At 63.8% G+C, this 25,871-nt stretch carries 26 protein-coding genes and 2 pseudogenes; 14 read left to right on the top strand and 14 right to left on the bottom strand.

Translation table 11 applies throughout. The annotated features are described in order from the left end of the window. The first annotated feature begins 41 nt into the window (after window positions 1-41). The 7 genes and pseudogenes from SJY11_RS02525 to SJY11_RS02495 all read left to right on the top strand — a co-directional run bounded on the left by SJY11_RS02525 (window position 42) and on the right by SJY11_RS02495 (window position 5,942). Window positions 42-443, top strand: a complete 402-nt coding sequence (locus tag SJY11_RS02525; protein ID WP_376984887.1) for a hypothetical protein — start codon at window positions 42-44, stop codon at window positions 441-443. 268 nt (window positions 444-711) lie between these two features. Further along, window positions 712-2,283 (top strand): oleate hydratase, encoded by a 1,572-nt coding sequence (locus SJY11_RS02520; RefSeq protein WP_376984886.1) that lies wholly within the window; start codon window positions 712-714, stop codon window positions 2,281-2,283. A gap of 280 nt (window positions 2,284-2,563) precedes the next feature. After that, window positions 2,564-2,959 (top strand): oleate hydratase, encoded by a 396-nt coding sequence (locus SJY11_RS02515; protein ID WP_465247433.1) that lies wholly within the window; start codon window positions 2,564-2,566, stop codon window positions 2,957-2,959. A gap of 54 nt (window positions 2,960-3,013) precedes the next feature. Next, window positions 3,014-4,657, top strand: coding sequence for an oleate hydratase (locus SJY11_RS02510; RefSeq protein ID WP_376984885.1), 1,644 nt, complete (start codon window positions 3,014-3,016; stop codon window positions 4,655-4,657). A 416-nt stretch (window positions 4,658-5,073) separates the two neighbouring features. Continuing rightward, window positions 5,074-5,187: pseudogene (locus tag SJY11_RS02505) on the top strand (hypothetical protein); the annotation flags it as partial. Window positions 5,188-5,260: 73 nt separating this feature from the next. After that, window positions 5,261-5,398: pseudogene (locus tag SJY11_RS02500) on the top strand (LuxR C-terminal-related transcriptional regulator); the annotation flags it as partial. A 160-nt stretch (window positions 5,399-5,558) separates the two neighbouring features. Further along, window positions 5,559-5,942: a hypothetical protein gene (locus tag SJY11_RS02495; RefSeq protein ID WP_376989415.1), complete on the top strand. Its 384-nt coding sequence runs from the start codon at window positions 5,559-5,561 to the stop codon at window positions 5,940-5,942. Between the two features lie 169 nt (window positions 5,943-6,111). Here SJY11_RS02495 and SJY11_RS02490 read toward each other — a convergent pair whose 3' ends face one another. From SJY11_RS02490 to SJY11_RS02465, 6 genes are all read right to left on the bottom strand, one after another. Continuing rightward, window positions 6,112-6,396, bottom strand: a complete 285-nt coding sequence (locus SJY11_RS02490; protein ID WP_376984884.1) for a hypothetical protein — start codon at window positions 6,394-6,396, stop codon at window positions 6,112-6,114. Between the two features lie 293 nt (window positions 6,397-6,689). Continuing rightward, window positions 6,690-7,016, bottom strand: coding sequence for a chaperone modulator CbpM (locus SJY11_RS02485; RefSeq protein WP_376984883.1), 327 nt, complete (start codon window positions 7,014-7,016; stop codon window positions 6,690-6,692). Further along, window positions 7,013-7,933 carry a DnaJ C-terminal domain-containing protein gene (locus SJY11_RS02480; protein ID WP_376984882.1) on the bottom strand — a complete coding sequence of 307 codons (921 nt, stop codon included), beginning with the start codon at window positions 7,931-7,933 and terminating at the stop codon, window positions 7,013-7,015. The genes SJY11_RS02485 and SJY11_RS02480 overlap by 4 nt, the downstream gene beginning before the upstream one ends. Window positions 7,934-8,044: 111 nt before the next feature. Beyond that, complete coding sequence (locus tag SJY11_RS02475) at window positions 8,045-8,812, bottom strand: PRC-barrel domain-containing protein (RefSeq protein ID WP_376984881.1); 768 nt, start codon at window positions 8,810-8,812, stop codon at window positions 8,045-8,047. 228 nt (window positions 8,813-9,040) lie between these two features. Continuing rightward, a complete protein-coding gene (locus SJY11_RS02470) occupies window positions 9,041-9,760 on the bottom strand; it encodes a metallophosphoesterase (protein ID WP_376984880.1) in 720 nt (239 codons plus the stop codon). A 649-nt stretch (window positions 9,761-10,409) separates the two neighbouring features. Beyond that, window positions 10,410-10,715, bottom strand: coding sequence for a helix-turn-helix transcriptional regulator (locus SJY11_RS02465; protein ID WP_376984879.1), 306 nt, complete (start codon window positions 10,713-10,715; stop codon window positions 10,410-10,412). Window positions 10,716-10,881: 166 nt separating this feature from the next. Here SJY11_RS02465 and SJY11_RS02460 point away from each other — a divergent pair, with 166 nt between their 5' ends. The 3 genes from SJY11_RS02460 to SJY11_RS02450 all read left to right on the top strand — a co-directional run bounded on the left by SJY11_RS02460 (window position 10,882) and on the right by SJY11_RS02450 (window position 13,499). Continuing rightward, the gene (locus tag SJY11_RS02460) at window positions 10,882-11,772 is read left to right on the top strand and encodes a DUF6634 family protein (protein ID WP_376984878.1); all 891 of its coding nucleotides are present in this window, start codon (window positions 10,882-10,884) and stop codon (window positions 11,770-11,772) included. A 121-nt stretch (window positions 11,773-11,893) separates the two neighbouring features. After that, window positions 11,894-12,283 (top strand): hypothetical protein, encoded by a 390-nt coding sequence (locus SJY11_RS02455; protein ID WP_376984877.1) that lies wholly within the window; start codon window positions 11,894-11,896, stop codon window positions 12,281-12,283. A 19-nt stretch (window positions 12,284-12,302) separates the two neighbouring features. After that, complete coding sequence (locus SJY11_RS02450) at window positions 12,303-13,499, top strand: AAA family ATPase (protein WP_376984876.1); 1,197 nt, start codon at window positions 12,303-12,305, stop codon at window positions 13,497-13,499. A gap of 56 nt (window positions 13,500-13,555) precedes the next feature. On the opposite strand, the gene SJY11_RS02445 is transcribed toward SJY11_RS02450, so the two are convergent. After that, window positions 13,556-14,907 (bottom strand): IS3-like element ISMex37 family transposase gene (locus SJY11_RS02445; protein WP_376984341.1). Its coding sequence is split into 2 segments (ribosomal slippage): window positions 13,556-14,571 and window positions 14,571-14,907, totalling 1,353 coding nucleotides; the frame shifts between segments, so codons are not numbered across the junction. 296 nt (window positions 14,908-15,203) lie between these two features. Continuing rightward, window positions 15,204-16,136, bottom strand: a complete 933-nt coding sequence (locus tag SJY11_RS02440) for a glutaminase (protein ID WP_326912453.1) — start codon at window positions 16,134-16,136, stop codon at window positions 15,204-15,206. Between the two features lie 129 nt (window positions 16,137-16,265). Between SJY11_RS02440 and SJY11_RS02435 the strand changes: the two genes are divergently transcribed. Beyond that, complete coding sequence (locus SJY11_RS02435; RefSeq protein WP_376984875.1) at window positions 16,266-16,796, top strand: hypothetical protein; 531 nt, start codon at window positions 16,266-16,268, stop codon at window positions 16,794-16,796. Between the two features lie 28 nt (window positions 16,797-16,824). Here SJY11_RS02435 and SJY11_RS02430 read toward each other — a convergent pair whose 3' ends face one another. From SJY11_RS02430 to SJY11_RS02420, 3 genes are all read right to left on the bottom strand, one after another. Beyond that, window positions 16,825-18,024 (bottom strand): diguanylate cyclase domain-containing protein, encoded by a 1,200-nt coding sequence (locus SJY11_RS02430; RefSeq protein WP_376984874.1) that lies wholly within the window; start codon window positions 18,022-18,024, stop codon window positions 16,825-16,827. A gap of 135 nt (window positions 18,025-18,159) precedes the next feature. Beyond that, window positions 18,160-18,954, bottom strand: coding sequence for a class I SAM-dependent methyltransferase (locus SJY11_RS02425; protein ID WP_326912450.1), 795 nt, complete (start codon window positions 18,952-18,954; stop codon window positions 18,160-18,162). Between the two features lie 194 nt (window positions 18,955-19,148). Then, window positions 19,149-19,907: a Crp/Fnr family transcriptional regulator gene (locus SJY11_RS02420; protein WP_376984873.1), complete on the bottom strand. Its 759-nt coding sequence runs from the start codon at window positions 19,905-19,907 to the stop codon at window positions 19,149-19,151. 258 nt (window positions 19,908-20,165) lie between these two features. Here SJY11_RS02420 and SJY11_RS02415 point away from each other — a divergent pair, with 258 nt between their 5' ends. The 3 genes from SJY11_RS02415 (at window position 20,166) to SJY11_RS02405 (ending at window position 23,385) form a co-directional block, all read left to right on the top strand. Further along, on the top strand, window positions 20,166-21,938 hold the full coding sequence (locus SJY11_RS02415; RefSeq protein ID WP_376984872.1) for an ABC transporter ATP-binding protein/permease: 1,773 nt from the start codon (window positions 20,166-20,168) through the stop codon (window positions 21,936-21,938). Between the two features lie 132 nt (window positions 21,939-22,070). Further along, on the top strand, window positions 22,071-22,349 hold the full coding sequence (locus SJY11_RS02410; RefSeq protein ID WP_376984871.1) for a hypothetical protein: 279 nt from the start codon (window positions 22,071-22,073) through the stop codon (window positions 22,347-22,349). A gap of 157 nt (window positions 22,350-22,506) precedes the next feature. After that, window positions 22,507-23,385: a transglutaminase family protein gene (locus SJY11_RS02405; protein WP_376984870.1), complete on the top strand. Its 879-nt coding sequence runs from the start codon at window positions 22,507-22,509 to the stop codon at window positions 23,383-23,385. A 26-nt stretch (window positions 23,386-23,411) separates the two neighbouring features. On the opposite strand, the gene SJY11_RS02400 is transcribed toward SJY11_RS02405, so the two are convergent. The 3 genes from SJY11_RS02400 to SJY11_RS02390 are packed head-to-tail and all read right to left on the bottom strand — an operon-like array spanning window position 23,412 to window position 25,835. Then, window positions 23,412-25,064, bottom strand: a complete 1,653-nt coding sequence (locus SJY11_RS02400) for a sensor histidine kinase (RefSeq protein ID WP_376984869.1) — start codon at window positions 25,062-25,064, stop codon at window positions 23,412-23,414. Further along, window positions 25,064-25,624 carry a sigma-70 family RNA polymerase sigma factor gene (locus SJY11_RS02395; RefSeq protein ID WP_326912444.1) on the bottom strand — a complete coding sequence of 187 codons (561 nt, stop codon included), beginning with the start codon at window positions 25,622-25,624 and terminating at the stop codon, window positions 25,064-25,066. The genes SJY11_RS02400 and SJY11_RS02395 overlap by 1 nt, the downstream gene beginning before the upstream one ends. Then, complete coding sequence (locus tag SJY11_RS02390) at window positions 25,611-25,835, bottom strand: NepR family anti-sigma factor (protein ID WP_326912443.1); 225 nt, start codon at window positions 25,833-25,835, stop codon at window positions 25,611-25,613. The genes SJY11_RS02395 and SJY11_RS02390 overlap by 14 nt, the downstream gene beginning before the upstream one ends. Between the last annotated feature and the right edge of the window lie 36 nt (window positions 25,836-25,871).

Genomic DNA, 25,871 nt, shown 5'->3' with positions numbered 1-25,871 from the left:
GCCCGTCATTGTGAGAACGGGGCCTGATCGAGGACGACACCATGCGCTTCATCGCCGCCGCCACCCTGCTGGCAATCGGCCTCGCGGGCTGCCAGACCCTGGAGCAGTCGCGCCAGACCGCGCAGGAGGTCTGCAGCGAAACGGGCCTGCGGCCGGGCACCAAGACCTTTCGGGCCTGCGTCACGTCCCATTATCGCCAGGAGCGCCGCCGGGCCGATGCCGCTGCCGGCGCCCTCGTCGCGGGCGCGACGGCCGGGTTGGTCGGCGCGGCCATCGTCGCCGAAGAGCGCTCGGCCCGCTACGACCGGCGCGGCTATTATGGTGGATCGGGCTACTATGGCGGGTCAGGCTACTACGGCACCGGGGTCTACGGCTACGGACCGGCCTATTATGGCAGCCCACAGCCTTATCTGCGCGGCAACTGCGGCGTCTGGGGCTGCTAGCCGAAACACACTCTGCGCACCGCTCTCAAACCGAGAGGACACGACGAACGCTCGTCCGCGTCCGTCATCCGCCCGCGACGCATCGCTGTTCTCCCCGAAGCACAGCCTTGCACCGCACCTCAGCGGACTCATGAATCCGCTTGGTCCACAGGACCTCACGCCGCTTCGAGTCAAAGCTCAGGGGCAGGTCACCCTGCGTAGTTTCCGAGGCTGAGCAGGGTTCGGCCACAGCCTTAGAAGTGGGCCCTCACAACAGGGAACGCGCATCATGAGCCGGTATACCTTCATCGGGAGTGGCATCGCTTCGCTCGCCGGCGCCGTCATCCTCCTGCGCGACGGCGATGTCGCCGGCAAGGACATCGTGATCATCGAGGAAAGCCAGCAGACGGGCGGCGCCTTCGATGCCCATGGCGATGCCGAAGACGGTTACTTCATGAGCGGCAGCCGCATGTTCGAGGCGATGTACCAATGCACCTTCGACCTGCTGGCCTCGATCCCCTCGGCAACGGATCCCACGATCTCGATCACCGAGGAAACCAACCGCGCCGCCGCCAAATGGCCGTGGGACAACAAGGTGCGGCTGGTCAATCTGGACGGCAGCGTGCCCGACGCCCATGCCATGGGCTTTTCTGAGCGCGACCGGATCGACCTGGTCAAGCTGATCGGCGAGCCTGAAAGCCTGCTCGACGATCAGCGCATCACCGACTGTTTCCAGCCGCATTTCTTCGAGACCAATTTCTGGATGGAATGGTGCACGCTGTTTGCCTTCGAGCCCTGGCACAGCGCGATCGAATTCCGGCGCTATCTGCGTCGCTTCGTCCACCATTTCTCGACGATCGACGTGCAGCACGACATTTATCGCACGGTCTACAACCAGTATGACGGCATCATCGTGCCGATCGTGGCCTGGCTGAAGGATCGCGGCGTCGCATTCCGCCATGGCGTGCGCGTTGTGGACATGGACTTTGCCTCGGGCAGCGAGGCGGTCACGGTCACCAGCATCGCCACGATGAGTGCCGATGGCCCTGGAGCCATGGCTGTCGCCCCCGATGACCGGGTGTTTGTCACCAACGGATCGATGACGGCCGACAAGAGCTTCGGGTCGATGACCAAGGCTCCGGGCCTCGACGCTGGCCGCCGTTCAGGCGCATGGGCCTTGTGGGAACAGCTGGCGCAAGGCCGCCCGGCCTTCGGCAATCCCGCCGCCTTCAACGGAAACATCGCGGAAAGCTCGTGGATTTCCTTCACCGTGACGGTCAAGGATCCGCTGTTTCTGCAACTGATGGAGCGTTTCAGCGGCAGCGCGGCCGGCACCGGCGGGCTGATCACCTTCAAGCAATCGAGCTGGCTGCTCACGCTCTCGATCTACCACCAGCCTTTCTTCCCCGACCAGCCGGAGGGTGTTGCCGTGTGGTGGGGCTACGGCCTGTTCCACGACCGTCCCGGCGACTACGTCAAGAAGCCGCTGGTCGCGTGCACCGGCACCGAAATCCTCGAAGAAGTGCTCGGCCACCTGCATTTCAGCGCCGCCGAACACGCGAGCGTGCTGGCTGCCTCAACCTGCATCCCCTGTGCAATGCCCTACATCACCAGCCAGTTCATGGTGCGCAAACAGGGCGACAGGCCGCAGGTGGTGCCCGAGGGTTCGACCAACCTGGCCTTCATCGGCCAGTTTGCCGAGCAGCCGGACGATGTGGTCTTCACGGTGGAGTATTCGGTGCGCTCGGCGATGACGGCGGTCTATACGCTGCTCAAGATCGATAAGGCCCCGCCGGCGGTCTACAAGGGCCTGCACAGCCCGCGGGTCATCGTCGATGCGATCCGGACGCTGCATCGGTAGACCGCGGCGGCGTGGATTGCCGAAGGATAACGGGCAGTGCTCGACTGTCGCGCAGAAAATGCTCGACCGGGAGTTCTATGCCGAGCAGCCGAACCAGTGCTGAATAAAAACTGGGTGCAACGTCACGGATCAATCACAAGGGTAACGCCAACCATGCAGCGCAGCCGTTTCAGCGAAGATCAGATCATTGCGGTGCTTAAGGAGCACGACGCTGCGCTGGAACGTCCGCTTCTTGGCAAAGCTCCAAAATCAGGAAGTGCGCAACTCGCGAGCGGAGAGCATGGCTATCAGAACACCTAGCTATGTCACGGCGTTCTTCATGCCGCGCCAAGCTGGCGACCGGCCCGATGTGGTGCCAGAAGGCGCAGTAAACTTCGCCTTTATCGGTCAGTTCGCGGAATCCAAGGAGCGCGACTGCATCTTCACAACCGAATACTCCGTGCGAACCCCGATGGAGACCGTTTACACGTTGCTCGGCGTCGAGCGCGGTGTGCCGGAAGTTTTCAATTCGACATACGACATCCGCACGCTGCTGGCTGCGGCCGGTCGTCTGCGCGACGGTAAGGAAATCGATATCCCGGGGCCTGCGTTCTTGCGCACCCTGCTGATGAAGAAGCTCGATAAAACCCAGATTGGGGTGCTGCTGCGCGAGTTCAGAATAGTCGGGGATGACTGAGCTGACACCCTCGATTGTGATGATGACGTATCTGGGCAAAAAATGGACATACAGATGCAAATGAAAAACGCAGAGAACTCTTCTGTTGCCGTTTATCTCAATGGACTTGGTTTGGGGTCTATTGCGGCTGCGATGTATCTGATCCAGAAAGCCGAATTCAATCCACAGAACATCCACATCTTCGAACAAATGGACGACAAGCAGCTTGTAGGGGGGAGCTGTGATGCCTCAGAGATAATCGTGAACAACCAGTCGGCCTACTTCATGCAAGGAAGTCGCGAGTTCGAAGACAAGGCATACCCGTGCACCAAAGAACTGTGGTCCATCATTCCGTACAACGACGATGAATCCTGCCTGCAAGACCATCAGCAGAATCGTGAAGAATGCAGGGTTCACACGGTCGTTCGCCTGCTGCACGAGAACGGCGAGAAGGACACCGGATACAAACTGGGTCTGAACACGGCTGAAGAGCTGAAGATGGCCAAACTGATGGCCACACCTGAGTCTTTGATCGCGGACGGCGCAGAAATCACCGACATTTTTGGCGAGACGTTCTTCACCAGCAATTATTGGTACATGTGGCGGGCCATGTTTGCCTTCCAGCCATGGCATTCGGCGGTGGAGATGAAGCGCTACATGCACCTCTTCTTTCACGAGATGCCGAACATGAACACGATGATCGCGCTTGAACGCACCCGCTATACCAACTTCCACTCATTCATCCTCCCCGCCCTGCGCTTCATGCAGAAGAAGGGTGCGAACGTGCATTACGATACCCGGATATCGGACGTCGACTTCAAAGTTGACCCGGGAACCGAGCAAAGGTGGATCGAGCGCATTCACCTCGAGACCGGGAGCGGCGCGCCCAAGCCCTCGATCCCGGTGCGCGATACCGACCTCGCCTTCCTGACCATCGGCTCGATCGTCAGTAACGCGTCGTTTGGCACCCATGACAGCCCGGTAGACAGACCCGCGGTTGACGGCGGGAACCTGGGCGGTGCCTGGACGCTATGGAAGAAAATCGCCGCCAAGCAGCCCGGCTTCGGCCGCCCTGACCAGTTCCTGCGCGACGTCTCGAAGTCCACGATGATGACCTTCACCGTCACTTTTCGCGGTGGGCTGTTCGAACGCAAGTTTGAATGGTTGGTAGAGCGGCAGATGGGCCGCCAGAGCCCGCTGCCCCTCACTGCGTCGCCGTGGATCCTTCATCTTCACACCTACCGCCAGCCCTTGTTCCCCGACCAACCGCGCGACACGTGCGTCATCTGGGTGACGGCGCTGGGCAGCGAGCACATTGGCAAGTTCGTCAAAAAGGCCATGACCGAATGTACGGGCCGCGAGATCCTGGAGGAGTTATTGGGTCATCTGCAATTCGACCATGACGACGGGGAAAAAGCCGAGATGCTCGATACCTCGACCTGCATCCCCTGCTTGCTGCCCTATAGCACCAGCCAGTTTCTGGGCAGAGCCGTGGGCGACAGACCGGCAGTGGTGCCGGCGGGCTCAATGAACTTCGCATTACTCGGGCAGTTCGTAGAGATTCCCGACTGCATTGTTTTCACCACAGAGTATAGCGTGCGGGGCGCGATCCAAGCCGTGAAGCATTTCGTCCAGCCGTCGCTGGAGGTGCCACCCATGTATTTCGGGGAGCACCACCCGCTCACAGTCGTTGAGGTTGCACGTGCTTTGGCCCGCTAGTAGGTGCAGCCTGCCCGTACAACATCCCGAATTGCATCCAGAAGCTCGCCAAGCAAGATCGGTTCAATGGCAAGGTGGTCACAGGCGGGATTGCGACTGCGAAGGGCACCTCTTGGATGCTCATTTGGACGGCCAACCGGCACACATGCATGCCGTCCACACATTGATTGACGTCAAGCACGGCGTACCAAGGGTACTTAATTTGACTTACGACATCTGCACGCTCCCCGCCTTGGCCTGCCGTCTGCGCGACGGCAAGCAGACTGGCATTCTGGGGCCTACGTTCTCGCGCAACCTGCTGATGAAGTAGCTCGACAAAACTGAGATCGACGCACTGGAGCACAGGTTTGAGATTGTCGGCGGCAACTGCCCTGGAGGGTGGTTTCGACCTCGTCCTAGCGGAGGGCCTCGACCGGGTGAGCCGGGACCAAGCCGACACCGCGACTCTTTTCAAGCGACTGCAGTTCGCGGGCGTGCAGATCTTCACCTTGTCAGAGGGCGAGATCAGCGAACTGCACGTCGGCCTGACCGCCACGATGAACGCCCTAGCCTTGAAGCTGATCGCCGAGAAGACGCATCGCGGCATAGTGGTCGTGTCGAGGCGGGCATCCCAACAAGAACATCGCGGCGGATCTCGGCATCAGCCAGCGCACGGTCGAGAACCACCGCGCCTCGATCATGCACAAGACGGCGTCGAAATCCCTCGCCGCCCTCGCCCGGCTGGCCCTGGCGGCGACCTGAGCGACCCGACAGCGAAGGCTCGACCGCGGCTGCATCCGAAGGCGGACGGGCCCGCCCCCGACTGCGTAGTTTCCGACGCTGGCGTCGACCGTGCCGCCCCTCACCGTCCCCGGACATCGGCCTGTCGTCTTGAGAACGGGCCCTTATCGAGGGCGACACCATGCGCTTCATCGCCGCCGCCACACTGCTGGCAACAGGCCTCGCGGGCTGCGAGACCCTGGAGCAGTCGCGCCAGACCGCGCAGGAGATCTGCAGTGAATCGGGCCTGCGGCCGGGCACCAAGGCCTTCCGGGCCTGCGTCACGTCCCATTATCGTCAGGAGCGCCGCCAGGCCGATGCCGCCGCCGGCGCACTCGTCGCGGGCGCGACGGCCGGGTTGGTCGGCGTGGCCATCGTCGCCGAGGAACGCTCGTCCCGCTACGACCGGCGCGGCTATTATGGAGGGTCGGCCTATTACGGCACCGGGGGCTACGGCTACGGCCCGGCCTATTATGGCAGCCCACAGCCTTATCTGCGCGGCAACTGCGGCGTCTGGGGCTGCTGACGCAAGCCTCGGACGGGACCTGCCAATGGCCGACCCGTCGGATCGAACCGCCGCATGCCATCAGGCATTGCGGCGTCATTCCAGTTCGGACCTAGTTCCAGTTCATCCGGGTTAAATCGATTGGGTCAGCAGGATCGTGTTGATCTGTGGCTGGAAGCGCCAAGCCCAATCATACGCTGGCTGAAGCGTCCGGCGGACGGCGTTTTTGATCTGCAAGCCATTTTTCAACGGCAGCCGCATAGGCTTTGGCAATGAACGCAGGGACCGGGCCCAGCCCGTCTTCCAGAACCACTTCACTCAACCCAGCCTGCGCAGCTTCGGTTCTGAAATGGTCCATCGCTCTTTCGTAACCGGGTCCATCATCCCAAGAGAACACCCCGACATCGATGTTACGCGCAATCCAACCGGCTGCAAACGTCTTTGCATCATAAGACTTAGATCTGGACAATGACATATTGTGTTTCCCGAACTGTTTACTGCGCACGTCCAACAAGATTCGACAGTTGTGCGCCAGCGGAACAAAAGCGAAAGCGAGCTGACCTGTAAGGCTGCTCCATCCCTGCTGTTGGGGTCAGTTCTGCAAGGAAATGATCGCCGGATTTCCCTGTCAAGATGGACGAAGCGACCGACTCGGTCGTCATCCGGAAAACGGAAGCCAAGCCGCGATGACACGTCGCGGCATCGCCGTTCGATCGCCTCCAAGCCTTGCTATAACGGCGCGGGTACTGAGCCATGCGACTGTCAGGATTACCGGCATGTCCTCAAAGCCATCAGCATCGCAGCCCGGATGTCCTCTGGGACATCGTTATCGAGAGCATGGCGCACGCGGTGCAGGCTCCGGCGGGCATCATACAGCTGGTCAAGCAGGTGAAGCACGAACGGGAGCGCGTGCTCATCCAGCCTGAGATCGAAGCGCAGATCTCGGATCAGCCGCATGCGGGCGACGTCAATATCATCGAATAGCCAGTCCTCGGATCGCCTCACTGGCCGGACCAGGTCGCTGGCGATCCAGCGCTCCACATCGCTGCGCTGGAACTCGGGCATGGTCGTGATCAGCACGTCGAACGTGATCATGACATGGCCTCCTGCGCTGCTCGGGGATCCCAGCCTGGGGCGCCGTCGGTGCGAGCCCGCAGAAAAGTCGCGAGCGCCTCGTCTGGCGGCCCCACCACGATGCGCAGATGCGGGAAGGCGTCTCCGGCAGTCTGACTGCCGCTGGCCGGCACGCCCTTGCCTTTCAGGCGCAACTTGGTTCCGGAATCGGATCCTGGGGGCAAGGTCATCGCCACGGGCCCGCTGACCGTCGACACCATGACGGTGCCGCCAAGCACGGCCTCGCGGATCGTGATCGGCAGGTCGAGATGGATGTCGCGACCCTCGCGGCGAAATAAGGGGTGAAGCCCGACCTCGACCTCGATCAGCGCATCGCCGGGCGGCTCCCCGGCGCCGCCCTTACCGCGCAGACGAAGGATCTGTCCGCTCTCCAGCCCAGGCGGGATCTTGACGTCGAGGCTGCCGCCTTCTGGCAGCGTCAGGCGCTGCGTCGTCCCTCGGATGGCGTCGAGGAAGGGCACGGCAAGCATATAGCGCCGGTCGGCACCGTGACGTCGTCCGGCAGATCCGGCGCGGCCCCCGAACATCTCCGAAAAAATGTCGCCCAGATCGTCGTCCGCGCCGAAGCCAGCCCGGTAGCGCGCGCCTGCCGCGCCTTCCGCCTGGTCCCTGTAGGAGCGCTGTCCCGGTGGCGGGCCCGGCCGCGCCTGTTCGTGGCCGGCGCTATCGATCTCGCCGCGGTCGAAACGGGCGCGCCGGTCCTTGTCGAAGAGCAGGTCGTTGGCGGCGTTGATCGCCTTGAAACGCTCCTCGGCCGAGCGGTCGCCGGGGTTGAGATCGGGATGGCTGGTCTTGGCGAGCTTCAGATAGGCGCTGCGGATCTGCTTGTCAGACGCGTCGCGGGCGACACCGAGAAGGGTGTAGGGGTCATCTGCCATCGTATCGGCGCCCAACTGTAGACCCTCCGGCCGCCAAGCCGAGCCGGGGGCATGCCGATACCCGCCGGCACGGACGCCACCGGGCGCAGGGGCTGGCGACGGGGAAAACCATCACCAGCCGTAGCCGCTCCAGCCGTAATGGCTGTGCAGACGCTTCTCGTAGATCTCGCTGACGATGGCCGCAGGGTCCCAGGTCGGGCTCGCTTTGACGCGCTCGCGCGTGACGTCGAGATAGACCTTCTCCTGAGACCAGCTGATGTCGGTCACCGCATAAGGCGACATCAGGACCTGCTTGCCCATCCACCAGTTGCTGGTGTTCAGCACGAGATAGCGGATGCCCCAGCTGCCGTGGTCGATCATCAGGTTGTCGACATGGCCGATGTCGCCGTCGGTGGCCTCGACATGATAGCCATGGATTTCGGCGATGCTGCGCAGATGAGGGTCGCCGCTGTCGCCGTGATTGCCCAGGCCGAGATCGTCATAGAGCTCCTTGTTTCCGAAGAAGCGAGGCGGTCCGAAGCCTGCGCCCGCGATCTCCGGGCCATAGAGGGCGCCGCCCCAGACCGGGCTCCAGTCGTAATAGCTGTAGAGGTCCGTTTCGTGCTGGCGCGAGACGGGCAGATCCGTACTCAGGCTCGGGCTTTGCTGAACCCTCAGCTTCGTCAGAGCGACCTGAACCGTCTGTCGTCCGTAATCGATGGGACCGATCGTCGACGGGTGGACGAGAACCTTGCGCTCGGTCAGCCAGCCCCCGGTGTCGATGACAAGCCATCGGATCTGCCAAGTCCTGTCATCGAAGAGCAGGTCCTTGACAGTCCCCATCGTGCCGTCTTGCGCCTCGACCGTGAAATTCTTCAACGCAGATGCAGCTAAAAGCATGGCAGACCCTCTCTGGACACCGGAACGCCCAAATCGGCACGCCTGCGCCATTTGCCGGAATGACCCGCAAGCGGGATTCAAAAAGCAAAAGCGTGTGCAGCAGATCAGCCAGTTCAGCGGCTCTCATGAGCCAGATGGGTACAGCATCAATCCCGTTGGCCGACAGCGTCGGAATCTACGCACGATCACCAAATCAACGTCCTCATGTAAAGTTGCGCGCTATCAATCTTAGATTTCGATGAGGAGCGCGCTCGCAAACAGCGGGTTCTCGCCAGGGTATCCGCGCGGATTACAGACAATGCGGGTGTCAGATATTTTATAGTCGAAGCAGTTGTGAACGTGGCCATGAACCCATAGCGCGGGGCGCCCCGAGACAATCACGGATTCAAGATTGCTGAAATAGGCATGGTTCAGAAGCTGACCTTCGTAACGGGGATGGATGCTGCCAGGGTGCGGTGCGTGATGGGTAAGGACTACTGTTGGTCCTGGATGGGGTTGGGCTAGAGCGCTTTCGATGAAGGCCCTGCTCCCTGCGTGCAGTTTGGCGGCATGTTTTGGCTCAAACCGTTCCCACGGATCTTTCCGCCATTTGATCAGGCGATGGTCATTCATGCTGCGCCTCGCGACATCCATCGCAAGCGGATTTCGATCGTAGCTCGTCCAGAGCGTCGCCCCGATGAAGCGAATTTCGCCAATCTGGATCGACGCGTTCTCTAAAACTTGGACGCCTTCGAGGGCCTTTAGTTGAGCTAGGCGTTCCGCGTGACCGTAACGGTAAAACTCGTGATTTCCAGCAACGAAGACGAGCGGAAGCCTTTGCGCCGTCTCGATCAGCCACCGGTCTGACACGACATCGCCGGCCACAACTGCAATGTCTGCGCCCTCGGGAGGTGTCGGCAAAGCCTCCCCATGGTCGGCGTGGAGGTCAGACAAGATCCAAAGCTTCATGGGATTATCTCCGCCGGAATCGGCCGATGTGACGTGCAAAATCCGCAAAGTCCCCGACGCTTCAGGCCTGATTTGAACACCGAAGCAGGACGGCCACCGCGCACGACAGATCATCGAATTCGGCATCGATGATCACGCTGGATTCGAAATCGGTGTCGTTGCGGGGAGCGCCCCGGTGACCGGCCGGCCGTCCAGACAGCTTGGTGACAGTGGACGGTATCTTGCGAGGACGACCACGTCGGCGCTTCTGTGGATTCGCGACGACTGGCTGCTCAGCGAATTCGCTCGGGCCTGCTGACACTGGAACCTCCAGCTGGAAACTCTATGGACGAGAAGCCCGCACACATGCGTTGGGGTAGCCTAGTAGGGACATGCGAAGGCGCGCTCCGGTGGAGGCGCCATGCGCCATCCGCCCGGCTATAGGGCTGCTTCGCGCCTATACCGTCACCCATGTGGCGTCAGGCCGAAGCAAGCGTGTTTGCTATTCAGGAGAGCAGCAGGTTGCCCACACGCTCGGGCGGAGATGTGGCCGAATAATCGATTTCATCAGCAGCCCCACAAGCTGGCCTTACAAGCCAGGGCACTTCTGAGGCAACGAAAAAATTATACATCTGATATCAGAAAATGCATCAGCCGTTTTCGCTTATGGTTAATTTGAGCCATTTGCGTCGACGCCGATGGAAGCGCCTGCGCCCGCCGGTTCATCAGCGCCATTGGCCTCGTAAACGACGACTCCGATCGTTCCTTCTCCGAAAACGAAATGTGCGCCTGCGCGCTCCAATTCGGCTCTTATGGCGAATTTTAGGGCAATTTTTGGCTGACGGTAGCCGTTTTCAAAATCGTTGATGGTCTTTCGGGATACGCCGGATTTTTCCCAGAGCCAAGCCTGCGACACCCCGAGGAGCATGCGAGCGGCCTGTGCCAAGAAGCCTGGCATATCGGCTTCGGGCGGCATTGGAACCAGCCCAGAGGCCAGGACGGAAGTGCGGGGACCGTTTCCTAGGTGAAAAATTTTGATGCTACTGCTATAATTCCAAAATAATTCAGCAGACGGTCTGGTGCCTTGGCCAACGAGGAGCCTCGATGCGTCACCAGGCACTCCAGAGACTTCCGGAGGTTCGATGCTTGTTGCCTTCTTGGGTACCGATGGCATGTCTGCCCCTACTTACGCGGCGCTGCTCGCAGCGACTGGGTTCTCGGCCCTGAGCCAGCCGGCCACGGTTCTCAGCGTCGGCGATGGATCCGACTCGCCGTTCTTGACCGCACAAAGGATCGCAAACTCCATCCAACAGGTCGAGAGAGGATGTGATCTTGAACCCGCGGTGCGATCCGCGCTTCGAGAACACCAACACGTCGTCATCGTGACCCATGTCGCGAACCTCAGTTGGCTTCTGACCAAGGGTGTAACGTGTGTCATCGTCGTTGAGGCCACGCGCGCTCATGAAATGATGGCTATTGCAGCCATCCAATCCATACCTCGCGCGATCTCGGTCCTGCGTTGGGGGCACGCCGACCACAGCGTAGCTATTGAGAAAGCTGCGGAGGCATTCCGGCATACGGATGCCAGAGTGCTTTCAGCGGCGGTTCCCGCGCTGAATCGCAGGGAAACGGACGCGCTCCTAGACTTCCACGATTTGCCGCGGCTTCGCCGGTTAGCAGTTCAGCTAGCAATCGCCTTGACCGATGACCCGGACCAATCGGGCATCAAGTTCGATGAGCGGGGCATTGGCGACCGTTTGCGGGAACTCGCTGACGATATCGAGGCGATAGAGGAAGGCGTCGCCCCAAGCCAGCAGGATCTACTGTCCGCTCCGGTACTGACTGGGTGGTCTAGAGTTCCTCACCAAGTTTCCGTGCTCGCCGGGTTCGTAGCTGGGCATCCGTCTATCAAGAATCTCATCATGACCTCGCAGGTCTACGCGAGTGACGGTCAAACCTGGGCCAGAACACTCTCGCGCTGGTACCGACTGGGCCGACCTGTCGACCCAACAAAATCCAGTCCGGTTCAGTGAGGTTGAACGCACAGTTCGCCGCTCCATCCGTTCGAACGTCGGAGGCCGTATGCCAATTCGATCTGTTACTGACACGAATTCTCGCAATCGACGCTACGAGGTTCGGCTGGCAACAAACTTGATGGCGTGGCGAACACTTTCGCCCATCAACTGCGTCGAAGCCGGGATAGCCACGGGCCTCAACGACATGGTGCAAATCTTCAGGCCCATAGGTCCGGTGGACCTTCATGCTGAGGACGCCCCTGGCTCTCCATCGCAGGTGATCGGCCAGGCTCTCAAGCTGCTCATGAAGCCAGCTGCGTCGCAGGTTGCGATCGATGTCAGCATGTCGCTCGTGCTTCTGCACGCGCTCCAGGGCGATCCAACCGCGCGCGTACTGATGATGTTCGCTTTGAAGCGAGATCCCGCCTCTTCACAGCTGCTCGATGATTGGAATCGCTGGCGGCCCGAACGTGCCGATGGCGGCAACGTGGGCGTTACAGACGGGGGGTGCGGCAATGCGCTCCAATAGCTTGAGAGCAACTATCCTGATGGCGTGCCCCCGCATCGTGCGCATCGGTTTGAATCCCTCGGTCGCGACATCGCTTGAGCCCGCTGCCATTGCGGAGGACATCGTACGGTTTCGGCCTGCCTTCCTTCCCCAAGCCCGGGTGTGGGTAAAATCAGCGACCGGGCGGACTTCATTGGCTCGTCCGTGGCCGGACATGCAGAACGCTCACCGTCACACGAGCAGGCTGGTACGGGGACTGGACAAACTTGCAGCAAAAAGTCCGGCAGCAAGCGAGCTGGCCGACTGCATGGTGCTCATGACAGCCGCAGCCAATGAACTGCTATTGGCTTCCCGCCTGACCAATCGCTTGTGGCACAGCGTTGGCCAACTCGCGGAACTCCGAAACGCGGTCCGCATCGAGGAGTGGCGCCCGCTTCCGGAGACAATTTTCGACAACCTCTCCCCTGAGGTGGTGCTTGATCAACAGGGCGCCGATGACCTGATCGACAAGGTCCGAAGAATCCTTGGCGAGATAGAGAGTGAAACAACCGAGCTGGCCATCGGCATGTCTATGTTGGCCGCAGGAAACACCGCGCGGGAGAACAATTGTCGATCGCTTGCCGAATTGGCGCGTCAGCTAGGGTCGTCCCCCGGGTTGATGAGGAACCTCAATGACAAGGCCTCCATACCGAGCTCCCTGATCACGCCGGTGGTTGCCAATCAGAGCGGTCGGCTATCGAAAGTAGAAGGGCCTCAACGAGCCGACGCAGTGATGGTGTGTCCCGCCATTACAGGCTCCAAGGCGGGCAAGGATGCCGTCAAACCGTTCGTCGACGCGATCGGCGCGATGTTCCCACTCATTAAGGTGCCTGCGCTGGCGCCTGTTCGACAATCGTTGATCAGCAAATTCCCATATGCCGAACATGCGGCCACCCGGGTTCTCACAGATCTGACGACCAAGCGATTTGTCCACTTCTCGCCAATCTTGCTTGTGGGCCCTCCAGGGTCGGGGAAAAGCACGTTCGTCCGAACTCTCGCGGATCAGCTCAAAATCGGCCTCATGCGGGTCGACGGCGCAAACGACTTTAGCTCGGGCTTTAGCGGCACCGAGCGGCGGTGGAGCACGAGCGAACCGTGCCGGCCCTTCATGGCAGTAGCGCGCTTCCGACAGGCCAATCCCATCGTGCTGGTCGATGAGATCGACAAAGCCACCTCTCGACTGTCCGTCGTCAGATGATTTGAGACTGTTGCGGCGTCTCAGGAACGGAGGTTCTGGCTCATCTGGGTTTGAGGTTATGCGGCCTGCAGCTGATGCTGCAAGCGTCTGCGCTGGATTGTCTGGCGCTTGATCCTTTCGCGTTCGGTGAGGATGGCCTGCCCGCGGCCGAAGTAGACGTCGGCCGGGGTGAGGTTGCCGAGGCTCTCGTGGTAGCGGGCATGGTTGTAATGCTCGACGAAGGCGGCAACCTGCCGTTCGAGATCGCCGGGCAGATAGTAGTTTTCCAGCAGGATGCGGTTCTTCAGGGTCTGGTGCCAGCGCTCGATCTTGCCCTGTGTCTGAGGGTGATAGGGCGCGCCGCGAACGTGTTTCATGCCCTTGCCGTCGAGCCAGGTGGCGAGGTCGGCCGAGATGTAGGAACTGCCGTTGTCGCTCAACAGCCTGGGTCGATGAGCGACCGTGATCTGGTCGAGCCCCGATGCCGCCAGAGCCAGATCGAGCGTGGCGGTGACGTCGTCAGCCCGCATCGTGGCGCAGAGCTTCCAGGCGACGATGAAGCGGGAGAAGTCGTCGAGCACTGTCGAGAGATAATACCAGCCCCAGCCCGTGATCTTCAGGTAGGTGAAGTCGGTCTGCCAGAGCTGGTTGGGCGCCGTCGTCTTGTCCTTGAACTCGGACGCCGCCTTGATGACGATGTAAGCCGGGCTGGTGATCAGATCATGCGCCTTCAGCAGCCGGTACACCGATGCTTCCGAGACAAAGTAGTGTTTTTCGTCGGTGAAGCGCACCGCCAGCTCGCGTGGGCTCAGCTCCGTTTCGCGCAGCGCCAGGTCGATGATCTCGGCCCGGATCGGGTCGGGAATCCGGTTCCAGACACGATCCGACCGCGAGCGATGATCGGCAAGCGCCTCGATCCCGCCGGTGAGATAGCGATCGTACCAGCGATAGAACGTGGCGCGCGGGATGCCGAGCTTGTCCAAGGTGCGACGCGCCGGCAGGTGCGATCCCTCGACCAGGCGGATGATCTCGGCCTTCTCGGAGGCGGGATACCTCATATGTCGTCCTCCCCATCCGCGAGCATGCTTTTTTTAAGCAGGCGGTTTTCCAGGGTCAGATCGGCCACAGCCTCCTTCAGGGCCTGCGCCTCGCGACGCAGTTCCTTCACCTCGTCTGACGTCGCGGCGCGGGCCGTGTCACCGGCGAGACGGCGCTTGCCGGCGTCGAGGAACTCCTTCGACCAGCCGTAATACATCGACGAGGCGATCCCCTCGCGCCGGCACAGCTCCGCGATGCTCTCCTCGCCGCGCACGCCCTCCAGCACGATGCGGATCTTCTCTTCGGCCGAGAACTGCCGCCGCGTCGCTCGGCGAATATCCTTCACGACTTGCTCTGCCGGTGCTTTCTCCGGCCCCGATTTCTGTCTCATCTGCGCTCCTGAATGGCTGCGATGATCCAGAAATCCTCCCTTCCCGAAAACCCCTAAACTGTCTCAAGAGCGCTGAAGGCGGACATGCAAAGGCAGGCCATGATGGCGACGAGGTAATTCTTGATCGAGGCGGGAAACAGCTGCACGGGTACCATCCTGGTCGCTGCGGCAGGGTGCGGGCTACTCGCCACCCTTTCGCCGAACATCCTGACCCCGAGCTTGCGCCATAATGATTAAGATTGTCTTGGCTGAGCAAAGGTTTGGGTAACCTTGCGGAAGTATTCCGCCTCCTCGTGTCAGCCGGCTCCGAAGACGGACCAGCCGGTGGCCTCGGCGAGACGCTCCAGGGCCAGCGTTCCTAGCTGCGAATTGCCGTTGGCGTTGAGGCCCGGCGACCAGACGGCGATCGAGGCCCGGCCGGGCGCGACGGCCAGGATGCCGCCCCCCACGCCCGACTTGCCCGGCAGCCCGACCCGGAAGGCGAAGTCACCGGAGGCGTCGTAATGGCCACAGGTCAGCATCAGCGCATTGATCCGCCGGGCGCGACGGGCCGGCACCACGCGCATGCCACCCCGCTCCAGCAGGCCGCCCTGCATCAGATAGCGCCCGGCCTTGGCGAGCTGCAGGCAGCTCATGGCGATGGCGCATTGGTGGAAATAGACGCCCAGCGTCAGATCCGGCGCATGGCGGATATTGCCGAAGGCCTTCATGTAGCTGGCGAGCGCGATGTTGCGGAAGCCGGTCGCCTGTTCGGCGCGGGCGACGGCCTCGTCGATCGCGATGGTCTCGTCGTCGGCGACATGTCGGACGAAACGCAGCAATTCGCCGAGCGCGAGGCGGGGCGCATGCCCGGCCAGGTTCACGTCGGCGACGACGAGGGCGCCCGCGTTGATGAAGGGGTTGCGCGGAATGCCCTGCTCGCGTTCGAGCTGGACGATCGAATTGAACGACGTGCCCGAAGGCTCCCGCCCGACCCGCTGCCAGAGGGCCTCGCCGACTTTGCCCAGCGCGAGCGTCAGCGCGAAGACCTTCGAAATGCTCTGGATCGAGAACGGCTCGAGCGCATCGCCGGCCATGTGGACGGCGCCGTCCGCCGTCACGACGCAGAGGCCGAAGCGCCGGGGGTCGATGGCGGCGAGCGGCGCGATATAGGTCGCGACCTCGCCGCGCTCGGTCTGCATCGCCATCTCGTCGGCGATGTCGACGACGAGCCGCGCCAGATCCGTCACGCTGTTCGTCCTCCACCCGCGGGCGCAGCAAGCCCGAGCGGCGGTCTCCGGTCAAGCGCAGCGCAGCGTTGCGCGCTGCCGCGCTTACATTGATCATCAGTCGGCGATCGACAACGCGGGGAGAGGGCTATGCAGGCGAGGCTCGGCGTCATGCTGTGTATTGCGGCTCAGGGATTGTGCCTCGCTTCGGCCGATGCCCGCCCGCTGGAAGAGGAACTTCCCCTTTCGAGCGCCGCCTGCTGGGAGCGCCGCTATGACGAGGCGCATCTCGCGGCCCATCCTCATCAGAAGGTCGCCCGGATCCGCCTGGTTCACTTGCCCGGCACCTGGCGGGCCGAGCCTTCTCGCGGCATCTATGTGGCGCTTTATGTCAATCTTCGCCGCCGGGTAACCGCCGGGTCGGGTTTCGATTACCAGCTCGGAGGCTTCTGCCGGCCGCGGGGCCAGGCGTTGCATTGCATCCCGGAATGGGAGGCGGGGAGCTGGCGGCTCGAGCGGGGCCCGCAGGGCACGCTCGACATTCGCAATGGCGACCTCGTCGCCAACCCCAATCCTTATGACGCGGAGGAGATCGCCGATGGCGCGGTCCCTATCCCCGGGCGCCCCGATGACCGCGTCTGGCGACTGCGGCCAGCGACGGACGAATGCGGGATCGAGTAGAGCCCGAGCGCCTCGCTGCTGGGCGGCCTCAGGACGCGATCGACAGCGCCACCGCCCCGGTAGGCTGGCGACCTGCCGGCTCGCGCGGCAGCGGAGCGATCACGCACCGCGACTTGCCAGCGGACTTGGCCTGGTAGAGCGCCGTATCGGCTGCACTCATCAGGCTTTCGAGGTCGAGGCCGTGATCCGGCGCGCGGGCGATGCCGGCGGAGACACCGATCGTGACCCTGACATCGTCGTCCAGCTGGTAGGGTTGCGAGATTTCGCGCACGAGCCGGTCTCCCAGCCGCTTCAGGGGGCCGCCGCCCACCTGTTCCGACAGGACGATGAACTCGTCGCCGCCGATCCGGGCGACGAGATCGCCGGCCCGCACCAGCCGGCGCAGACGGTCAGAGACGAGCTGCAGGAGCCGGTCGCCGGCCTTGTGGCCATGGGTGTCGTTGACCGTCTTGAAGCCGTCCAGATCGAGATAGATCAGGGCCAGGGGGCGTGATCCGTCGTAGCGCATCAGGCTGGCATCGAGCGCCTGGCTGAGCCCGACGCGGTTCGGCAGGCCGGTGAGCAGGTCGTGCTTCGCCTGGAAGGCGTGTTCGCGTTCCGCCTGCATGGTCGCGACGAGCATGGTGTTGAGGCCGAAGGCCGCCCGGGACATGCTGTAGATATAGAAGGGCAGCTGAACGAAGCCGATCAGCAGGATCGGCTCGCCCACGAACGGCGTCGCGAAGGTGCAGGGTCCCAAGGTCAGAACGATCATCAACCCCGCCATGCGGGGCGCACCGAAATTGCGGAAGCATGTGCCGCCGACCATGGCGGTGGCGGTGAGGCAGACCAGGGTCGCAGCGACCCAGTCGCCGCTGGTCAGGCTGATGAAGGCCCCGAATCCGATGCCGGCGGCCCAGGCGACGCCCAGCAAAATGTAGAGGTCGGTGGGTGTCGGCTCCTGTCGGGCGGCCCGACGCCGGGCGATCAGCAGAACCGCGAGCCGTGCGGCGCAGCACAGGATGTCGAAGACACACCACAGGATGAACGGCCAGGTCGGAATTCGCAGCGCGATCAGCAGCGAAACGGTCACGGTGTTGAAGAGGCCGGCGATGAAGATCGGCATGGTCCCGAACAGGCCGGCGACGAGCGCGTACCGGATGTCCATCGGCACATCCGGGCCGGTATCGGCCAGCCAGCGGGTCAGGCGCCAGCGCGGCAGGCTGAACCGGGGTGTCTCGCCAGTCATGTGCCAGGGCCCCTCGCGACGGCCCGGGCGGGCCGCCCCATCGCTTGCCGGCCATTAGCAGGGAAGGGTTACCAACGGGTGTGTTTCGGCCGCGGTGAGGCGCCGGTCCCGGCTTCGCAGCGCCGAAAGCGCCGGTCAGCCGGGTTGGCGGTAGACCCAAACTCGGGCCGGCGGAATGTTCCGCAGCACCCAGTCGGAGACGAAGGCCTTCAGCCCCGAACCCTTGCGCGGCACCGGCGAGACCACCGAATAGGTGAACTGGATGAAGGGTGCGCCTTCGACCAGGAGCGTGAACGCTTCCTTTGCCAGGGCGCTGCGCATGGCCGGCGGCTGATTGAACAGGGGCAGGCTGGAAACGACGGCGATCGCCTTCTCGGTCAGATGGCCCGCCAGCGTCTTCGAAAGCGCATAAGCGTCGCCTTCGATCACGGTGGCGCGCGGGAAGCGCCGCCGCAGCAGGGCGCAGAAATCGGGGCTGTATTCGACCAGGACCAGCCGGTCTTCGGCGATGCCGCGTTCGATCAGGGCCTCGGTGACCGGCCCCGTCCCGGGGCCGATCTCGATCACCGGCCCCGGCCGGGCGGGATCGACGAAGGATGCCATGCGCCGCGCCAGGGCCGGGCTCGAGGGCGTGACGGAACCTGTCCGGGCCGGGTTGTCGATCCAGGACTTGATGAAGCGCGCCTCGTCGCCGAGCTTGGTGCGCGCCTCGCTGACCCGCGAGCGAAGCTTCTCGGTATGGCTGCGAACCTCGTCCTCAACCTTGTAGCGCACGGTGGCGACCTTCAGCCGGGCCTGGGCCACGCTGTCGACCAGATCGGCCGCCGTCACGCGCATCTCATCCTCGATCCGGGCCGCGACGCGGGACTGGCCGATCCGGGCTGCCAGCGAAGGCCCCTGCAGGGGGCGGCGTGAGGAGGGAAGCGACATGAAGCCTCTGACGTCGGACCGAAGGCTCAACCATGGGGGACTGAAACGTGACCTTTGCGACATATGGGGTCAAGTGCATGGATGCGCCAAGAACTTTCAGACACGCGCCTGTCGCGCCGGCTGCCGCCAGCACGGCCAAGTTCCGGGCTGTCTGCGCCTCCAGCCGTTCCTGCGCGCAACCCCGCCCTCCGGTTTCAGATCAGGGGGCGCGGCGCCACCTCCCGCTCGTAGAGCAGGGCCATGCGCGAGGTCAGGCGCGGGTTCAGCAGCGTCAGCCGCCCGTCGCTGGTGGCGAAGAGGCCGGCCTTGCGCAGCCGCGACCAGGTTTTGCTGGTATGGACCAGCGACAGGCCCAGCGCATCGGCGAGCTGCTGCTGGGAGAGCGGAAACCGGAAGCCGCCATCGCTGACGAGGCCCAGGGTCTCGGCCCGCCGGTAGAGCGAGATCACCAGCGCTGCGATGCGTTCGCCGGCATTGCGCTGGCCGACCGAGGTCAGGTTCTGGTCGATCAGGCTCTCTTCGCGCGAGCCGAGCCAGGCGACCTCATAGGCCATCGCCGGCATGTGCACGAACAGGTCCCAGACGCGCTTGCGCGGGAACACGCAGAGCTCGACCTCGGTCAGCGCCTCGATGCCGTGCTGGGCGGCGCTGAGCAGCGAAGCCTGCAGGCCCACCAGATCGCCCGGCAGAAGGAAATTCAGGATCTGGCGCCGCCCGTCGGGCAGGAGCTGGTAGCGGAAAGCCCAGCCGGAGAACAGCGTGTAGAGTTCGGCATCCTCCTGGCCGGGATGGATGATGTCGGCGCCGGCCGGCAGATGGCGATGCTCGATCTTCATCGACTGGATGAAGCGGATCTCGTCGTCGGACTTGTCCTTGAACGCACGCTTTGCGCGCAACGGACAGGCCATGCAGGGCACGCCGTTCCGGCCGTTCGAAGGGGCGCTCTCCGTCATGATCCCGTCAGTTCCCCTGCTGCGGAGCGGGTGCCGGGGCGACACCGTCGTATTCTCCATAGCAAGCCGCCCGCGTTTGTCATGACCAGATGATGGAGATCCTGGCCGATGGGGGAACCGTCCTCGTCCGCGAACGTTGGGTAAAGCCGCCTCGTGCCCGGCGCGACGCGGGTGGGCCACGGCGTCGCTGCAGCTTTTCCGTCCGCTTCTGAAAGTCGATTCATGGCAGACCAGCCGCGCCTTCCCAGGCGGTCGCGCATGCGCCGCTTCTTTGCCGCGGCGCTGCCGTTCTGGAGCGGTGAGACGAAGCTCCGCGCCTGGGTGTTGACGATCCTGGTCCTGTCTTTCGTGGCTGCACAGATCGCCACGGCGGTGGGGGTCAACGCCTGGAACCGCTTTTTCTTCGATGCGCTCGAAAGGCGCGACAGCGCCGCCGCCTGGCAGATCGCCGCCTGGCTGCCTCTGCTCGTGGCGGTGTCGGCGCTGACCCTGTCGGCCCTGGTCATCAGCCGCATGCTGCTGCAGATGCGCTGGCGCGAATACCTGACCCGGCGCCTGGCGGGCTGGTGGATCGCCGACCAGCGCTATTATCGGCTGCAATTCGTCGCGAAGGAGCAGGCGGCGCCGGAATACCGCATCGCCGAGGATGTCAGGCTCGCCATCGAGCCTCTCGTCGAGTTCGCCATCGGGCTGATCAGCGCCGCCGTCACCGCGGCGACCTTCGCCGCGATCCTGTGGCATGTCGCCGGCTCCGCGCGGTTCACCCTGGGCGGGACGGAGATCGTCATCCCGAGCTACATGGCCCTGGCCGCGATCGGCTACGCCGCGGTCGCCTCGCTGGCGGCCTATTTTGCGGGGCGGCCGCTCGTCGCGAGGATCGCCGCCAAGAACGAGGCGGAAGCCCAGTTTCGCGCCGAGATGACTCGGCTGCGCGAGAATGCGGAAAGCATCGCGCTGATCCGCGGCGACTCTGACGAGCGCGGCTCGGTCGGCGACAATTACGGGCGGGTCGTCGCCGCCTGGCTGCGGGTGATCCGCCAGCAGGGGGTGATCGCGATCGTGCTGAACACCAATGGCGCGCTGTTTCCGATCGTTCCGCTGCTGCTGATCGCGCCGAAATATCTGTCCGGAGAGGTCTCCCTGGGGGCGGTGATGCAGGTGGTGGCCGCCTTCAGCGCGGTCCAGGCGGCGCTGATCTGGTTCGTCGACAATTTCGTGCGCCTGGCCGAATGGTTCGCCTCGGTCACGCGCGTCGATGAGTTGCAGGAAGCGCTGGAGGGGCTCGACGTCGCCACCGTGATGGAGGACGAGACCCGCATCGCCCTGAAGGAGAGCAACGACGGCGCGATCCATCTCGAGCGGCTCTCGATCGCCCACAGCAACGGCCGGGCCGTGATCACCGACGCCTCGATCGTCATCGGGCTGGGCGAGAAGGTGCTCATCGTCGGCGAGAGCGGAACCGGCAAGAGCACGCTGATCCGCGCGCTCGCCGGCCTCTGGCCCTGGGGCTCGGGCTCCATCGCGGTACCGTGCGGCAAGTCGATCGCCTTCGTGCCGCAGAAGCCTTATCTGCCGATGGGCGATCTGCGCACGATCCTGCTCTATCCGGAGGCCGACAAGCCGGTTCCCGACGAGGTCGTCGTCGCCGCGTTGCGGCGCTGCGGGCTGGGCTATCTGGCCCGCCGCCTCGACGATGAGGAGAAGTGGGACCGCACCCTCTCCGGCGGCGAACGCCAACGGGTCGCTTTCGTGCGGCTCGTCCTCCGCAGGCCCGACATCATCATCATGGACGAGGCGACCTCGGCGCTCGACGAGGACAGCCAGAACCATCTTCTCGGGCTGTTCGATGCCGAACTGGCTGAGGCGACGCTGATCAGCGTCGGCCATCGGCCGGGGCTGGAAGATTTCCACGATCGCAAGATCACACTGGAAAAGCGCCTGGCCGGCGCCCATCTCACCTCGCGCCGTCTCGGCAAATCGCTCTGGCGCCTGTTCCGGAGCCGTGACGCGGCCAATGACGCCGATGCCTGACCGCGCGACCTCGCGCCGATGTGATGCCGAAGTCTCCGGCGCCGGGTGGCGAAATGGAACCTGTCCGGCAGCATCGCGTTAACTTGCCGGAAGCTGGACGATGTTGTCCGGTCGAGGCGTCGGGAGAGACAGATGTTGACCAACAGCTTTGCCCCCATCAAGCGCGCCGGCCTTTTCTTCGGTTTCATGGGGGCGGCGGTCGTGGCCCTCACGCTCGGCTCCGGTTTTCAGGAGACCAATGCCGAGAGTTCCGCGGCGGTCGCCCAGGCCAAGCTGGAACGCCAGATGCCGGCCGATGGTCGCTTTGCCGCAGTCGACCCCGCGCATCGTTCGCTCGGCGTCACCAAGCGCGCCATTGGCGGCGCTCAGCAGGCCCTGGCACCCGCGCCTGAGCGCAGAATTCTTCGCTGACGCAATGGAAGGGTGTCGCGGCGGAACATTCCCGCGCTTCCCGGGTTAGGCAGCCGGCACTTCCCTCGTGTCACACTCAAGAGCCGCCTTCGGGCGGCTTGTTTTTTGGACGAAACGGCCGCTCCTGCACGGGCGCAGGGCGCAGCAGGACACGACCATGTATCTCCGCATTCGGCATTCGACGACCTATCGCTATGGCGGACCGGTGACGTTCGGGCCGCACCGCCTGATGCTGCGCCCGCGCGATAGCTTCGACCTGCGCGTGGTCGACACCGCACTGACCATTTCGCCGCGAGCCCGCTTGCGCTGGATGCACGACGCCTATGGCAATTCCGTCGCGATCGCCAATTTCGATGCTCCGGCCGATACGCTCGACATCGTCAGCCAACTGGTGGTGCAGCGCTTCGGCTCTGCCCTTCCCCGAACCGAGATCGAGGCCGCCGCGGCGGTGACGGGCGTCGTCTACACTGATGGCGAGCGCGCGGTCCTGCAGCCCTATCTGGAACTGGCGGCGGCCGATCCCGACCAGATGCTCGACCAGTGGCTGTCGGATTTCCGCAACCGCATCGCCCAGGGCTCGGGCCATCTCCTGCGCGACCTCGCCCATGCCATCCATGCCGGCTTGAGCTATTCCCTGCGCTATGACGAGGGGACCCAGCACCCTGCCGACACGCTGCGCCTCCAGGCCGGCTCCTGCCGCGACTATGCCTGGCTGTTCATCGAGCTGGCGCGCCGGATGGGGTTCGCCGCGCGCTTCGTCACCGGCTATATCCATGATCGCACGCCCGATGCGGCGGGGCTGGTCTCGACCGTGGGCCTCACCCATGCCTGGGCCGAGGTTTTCATCCCGGGCGATGGCTGGGTCGAATTCGACCCTACCAACGACCTCGTCGCCGACAGACAGCTTCTGCGGGTCGCTGTGGCGCGCGTTCCGGAGGACGCTTCGCCCGTGGCCGGCAGCTTCACCGGTCTGACGGGGTCCTTCCTCGGTCTCGGCGTCGGCGTCACGATCGAGACGATCGACGCGCCAGGCTGAGCCCCGGTTCGAGGGCCTGTCTTGCGTTACGCCACGTGCCGGATCCGCCAGCTGCCCAGCCGGCGGCCCTCGGGCTGATCAACCTGGACGGCCTCGATCTGGGCCACGAGACCGGCGAACATCTTCGGCGGAGCGCTCGGAGCGATGTCGCGGTCGGCTTCCAGCGCGACCTCCAGCGTCGTGTCGTCGACATCCTGCACGATGATCGTGAGGCTGACCCCCGGAGTGCTGCGCAGAACCCGTGAGGCGACGTCGACCAGGAGGAAGCCGAGCGGGATGACCCGGTCGACGGACAGCGTCGCATCGGTATCGAGGCGGCTCGTGACCCACTGGTCGCGTGTTCTGACGAGATTGGTGATCATCGTCACCACGTCCTCGACGAACAGATCGACGCGAACCGGCTGCATCTCGCCGTCCGCGAGGGTGAAACGGTAGGCCGCCGACAGCACGTGCACCCGCGTCTCGGCGTCGGCCAGGGCGAGCCGAGCCTCGTCGCGGTAGTCCCGCTTGGTCAACCCGATATAGCTCTGGACAACCTGGAGGCTGTTCTTCACGCGATGATGCAGTTCGCGCACGAGGAACCGGTTGTCGTCGAGCGCCGTCTGCAGCCGCCGCTGGCGAACCTCCTGCTCGTCGACCATCGTGTTGAAGGCCTCGGCGACGCTGCGGATGTCGCTCGGCATCTCCGGCGCGATGACGGCCCGGACCTGCGGTTCGGTCGAACGGGCGCGCGCCGCGGACTCGATGCCGCGTAGCCAGTGGATGCAATGGCGGTCGATCGCCCGTAGATAGACGAGGCAGAGCAGGATCAGCGTCAGGATCGGCGCGATCAGCAGGGCGAGAAACTGCATGCGTGCGGCGCGCTCAGGGGCGTTGCCGAAGCTGGCGACGACGTAGAGATCAGGCGCCGTCACCAGACGCGCGGCATAGGAGCGCATCTGGCCGCTGCGGCTGCGCGCTTCCCAGCGCCGGTTTTCGGTCGGGAAGCTGTCGGCTTCCGGAAGCCATGAGAGATCGTCGGTTGCGGGCTCGGGGCGATGCATGATCACGGACTCGCCGCGGGAGACCAGCGCGACATTCACGCCCTCGCCCGCGTCGCCGAGTTCGAACACCTGGTCGAGCAGGTCAGGATCAGCGAGCAGAAGCGCTTCCCTCAGCGCCGCGTCGCTGTCCATCCGGACCTGGGTGACGAGGCGTTCGACGCCGCCGATCTTGACCTGGTCGAAACGCGACGGAGGAAGCGGAATCTTGGTCCGCGAAGGGGAGAGCGGCAGCGTGGCCTGGTCTGCCGCGACGGCGGCCACTTCGGCTTCTCCGAGAGCCGGATCGACCGAGGCGAAGCAGGTCCGGCCATCGGCGAGGATGAAGCGGGCCGCCTGGTAGCCATGGATGCGCAATAGAGTGGCGCGGATCGCCGCAGCGCAATTCTCGCCGGCCATGCCGCCCTGTGCGATCAGCGACCCGGAGGCCAACAGCACCCGCTGCGACCCGCGATGCCAGACCCGGGTCCGCACCGCGAAATCATCGGCTGTGCGCGACTGCGCCAGTTCGATCGCCGCGATCACGGTGTGATAGGTGGTCAGCGCCGCCACGGCCGTCAGGCCGGCAATGGGCAGCGCGATCGCCACGAGCAGGGCGAGCAGCCGTCCCCGCACCGTGGGGAAACGCGCGAGCCGCATCAGGTTCCGACGGTTTCGGTACTGACCCTCTGTATCGCAGCGGCGCTCTGGCGGTCGGGTCCGAGATCGTCGAGGCTGCCGATCGACAGCAATTCGGCGAGCTTCGTCCGCGCGCGGTTCACCCGGCTCTTGATCGTGCCGATGGCGACGCCGCAGATCTCGGCGGTCTCCTCATACGAGAGCCCGGTCGCACCGACCATGATCAGCACTTCGCGCTGCTCCTCGGGCAGTTTTGCCAGCGCCTTGCGGAAATCGGCGAGGTCGAGATGGCTTTCCTGATTGCCATGCGTCGCCATGCGCTCGGCATAGGTGCCTTCGCTGTCCTGCACCTCCCGCCCGCGCTTGCGATAGAGCGAGTAGTAGGTGTTGCGCAGGATGGTGAAGAGCCAGGCGCGCAGGCTGGTGCCCGGCTCGAACTTCTCCGAGTTGCCCCAGGCCTTCAGGAGCGTGTCCTGGACGAGGTCATCCGCGAGCTGGATCGAACCCGACAGCGAGGCCGCGAAGGCGCGCAGATTGGGGATCTCCTTGATGAGGCCGTCCTTGAATTCAGTTGAGCTCATCGGTCGATGCTCCGTCCGCGCGACGTTCGGTTGCCTCGAGTTGAGCGAGCAGCACCAGAAACTTGTCGGGTACGGGGGCATTCACGATGTCGTCGTAATGCGCTTTGAGGGAGCGGCCGATCGATTCCTGCACGCGCGGATCGAGCATGATCTCGGCGTCGAGGTCCGCGCCGTCGTCCGGCGCAGCCCTGGCTGAATCCACGTTGTTCATCTTGGCCCTCGTGCGATGCGCGAGCCTGCTTTTCCA

This window comes from Allobosea sp. R86505 (assembly GCF_042466375.1).
Classification (GTDB): Bacteria; Pseudomonadota; Alphaproteobacteria; order Rhizobiales; family Beijerinckiaceae; genus Allobosea.
This window is presented reverse-complemented; position numbering and strand designations above follow the sequence as displayed.

Coding starts and splice junctions, on each gene's coding strand:
- SJY11_RS02525 (WP_376984887.1), top strand. CDS start 42: ATGCGCTTCATCGCCGCCGCCACCCTGCTGGCAATCGGCCTCGCGGGC.
- SJY11_RS02520 (WP_376984886.1), top strand. CDS start 712: ATGAGCCGGTATACCTTCATCGGGAGTGGCATCGCTTCGCTCGCCGGC.
- SJY11_RS02515 (WP_465247433.1), top strand. CDS start 2,564: ATGGCTATCAGAACACCTAGCTATGTCACGGCGTTCTTCATGCCGCGC.
- SJY11_RS02510 (WP_376984885.1), top strand. CDS start 3,014: ATGCAAATGAAAAACGCAGAGAACTCTTCTGTTGCCGTTTATCTCAAT.
- SJY11_RS02495 (WP_376989415.1), top strand. CDS start 5,559: ATGCGCTTCATCGCCGCCGCCACACTGCTGGCAACAGGCCTCGCGGGC.
- SJY11_RS02490 (WP_376984884.1), bottom strand. CDS start 6,396: ATGTCATTGTCCAGATCTAAGTCTTATGATGCAAAGACGTTTGCAGCC.
- SJY11_RS02485 (WP_376984883.1), bottom strand. CDS start 7,016: ATGATCACGTTCGACGTGCTGATCACGACCATGCCCGAGTTCCAGCGC.
- SJY11_RS02480 (WP_376984882.1), bottom strand. CDS start 7,933: ATGGCAGATGACCCCTACACCCTTCTCGGTGTCGCCCGCGACGCGTCT.
- SJY11_RS02475 (WP_376984881.1), bottom strand. CDS start 8,812: ATGCTTTTAGCTGCATCTGCGTTGAAGAATTTCACGGTCGAGGCGCAA.
- SJY11_RS02470 (WP_376984880.1), bottom strand. CDS start 9,760: ATGAAGCTTTGGATCTTGTCTGACCTCCACGCCGACCATGGGGAGGCT.
- SJY11_RS02465 (WP_376984879.1), bottom strand. CDS start 10,715: ATGCCGCCCGAAGCCGATATGCCAGGCTTCTTGGCACAGGCCGCTCGC.
- SJY11_RS02460 (WP_376984878.1), top strand. CDS start 10,882: ATGCTTGTTGCCTTCTTGGGTACCGATGGCATGTCTGCCCCTACTTAC.
- SJY11_RS02455 (WP_376984877.1), top strand. CDS start 11,894: ATGGCGTGGCGAACACTTTCGCCCATCAACTGCGTCGAAGCCGGGATA.
- SJY11_RS02450 (WP_376984876.1), top strand. CDS start 12,303: ATGGCGTGCCCCCGCATCGTGCGCATCGGTTTGAATCCCTCGGTCGCG.
- SJY11_RS02435 (WP_376984875.1), top strand. CDS start 16,266: ATGCAGGCGAGGCTCGGCGTCATGCTGTGTATTGCGGCTCAGGGATTG.
- SJY11_RS02430 (WP_376984874.1), bottom strand. CDS start 18,024: ATGACTGGCGAGACACCCCGGTTCAGCCTGCCGCGCTGGCGCCTGACC.
- SJY11_RS02425 (WP_326912450.1), bottom strand. CDS start 18,954: ATGTCGCTTCCCTCCTCACGCCGCCCCCTGCAGGGGCCTTCGCTGGCA.
- SJY11_RS02420 (WP_376984873.1), bottom strand. CDS start 19,907: ATGACGGAGAGCGCCCCTTCGAACGGCCGGAACGGCGTGCCCTGCATG.
- SJY11_RS02415 (WP_376984872.1), top strand. CDS start 20,166: ATGCGCCGCTTCTTTGCCGCGGCGCTGCCGTTCTGGAGCGGTGAGACG.
- SJY11_RS02410 (WP_376984871.1), top strand. CDS start 22,071: ATGTTGACCAACAGCTTTGCCCCCATCAAGCGCGCCGGCCTTTTCTTC.
- SJY11_RS02405 (WP_376984870.1), top strand. CDS start 22,507: ATGTATCTCCGCATTCGGCATTCGACGACCTATCGCTATGGCGGACCG.
- SJY11_RS02400 (WP_376984869.1), bottom strand. CDS start 25,064: ATGCGGCTCGCGCGTTTCCCCACGGTGCGGGGACGGCTGCTCGCCCTG.
- SJY11_RS02395 (WP_326912444.1), bottom strand. CDS start 25,624: ATGAGCTCAACTGAATTCAAGGACGGCCTCATCAAGGAGATCCCCAAT.
- SJY11_RS02390 (WP_326912443.1), bottom strand. CDS start 25,835: ATGAACAACGTGGATTCAGCCAGGGCTGCGCCGGACGACGGCGCGGAC.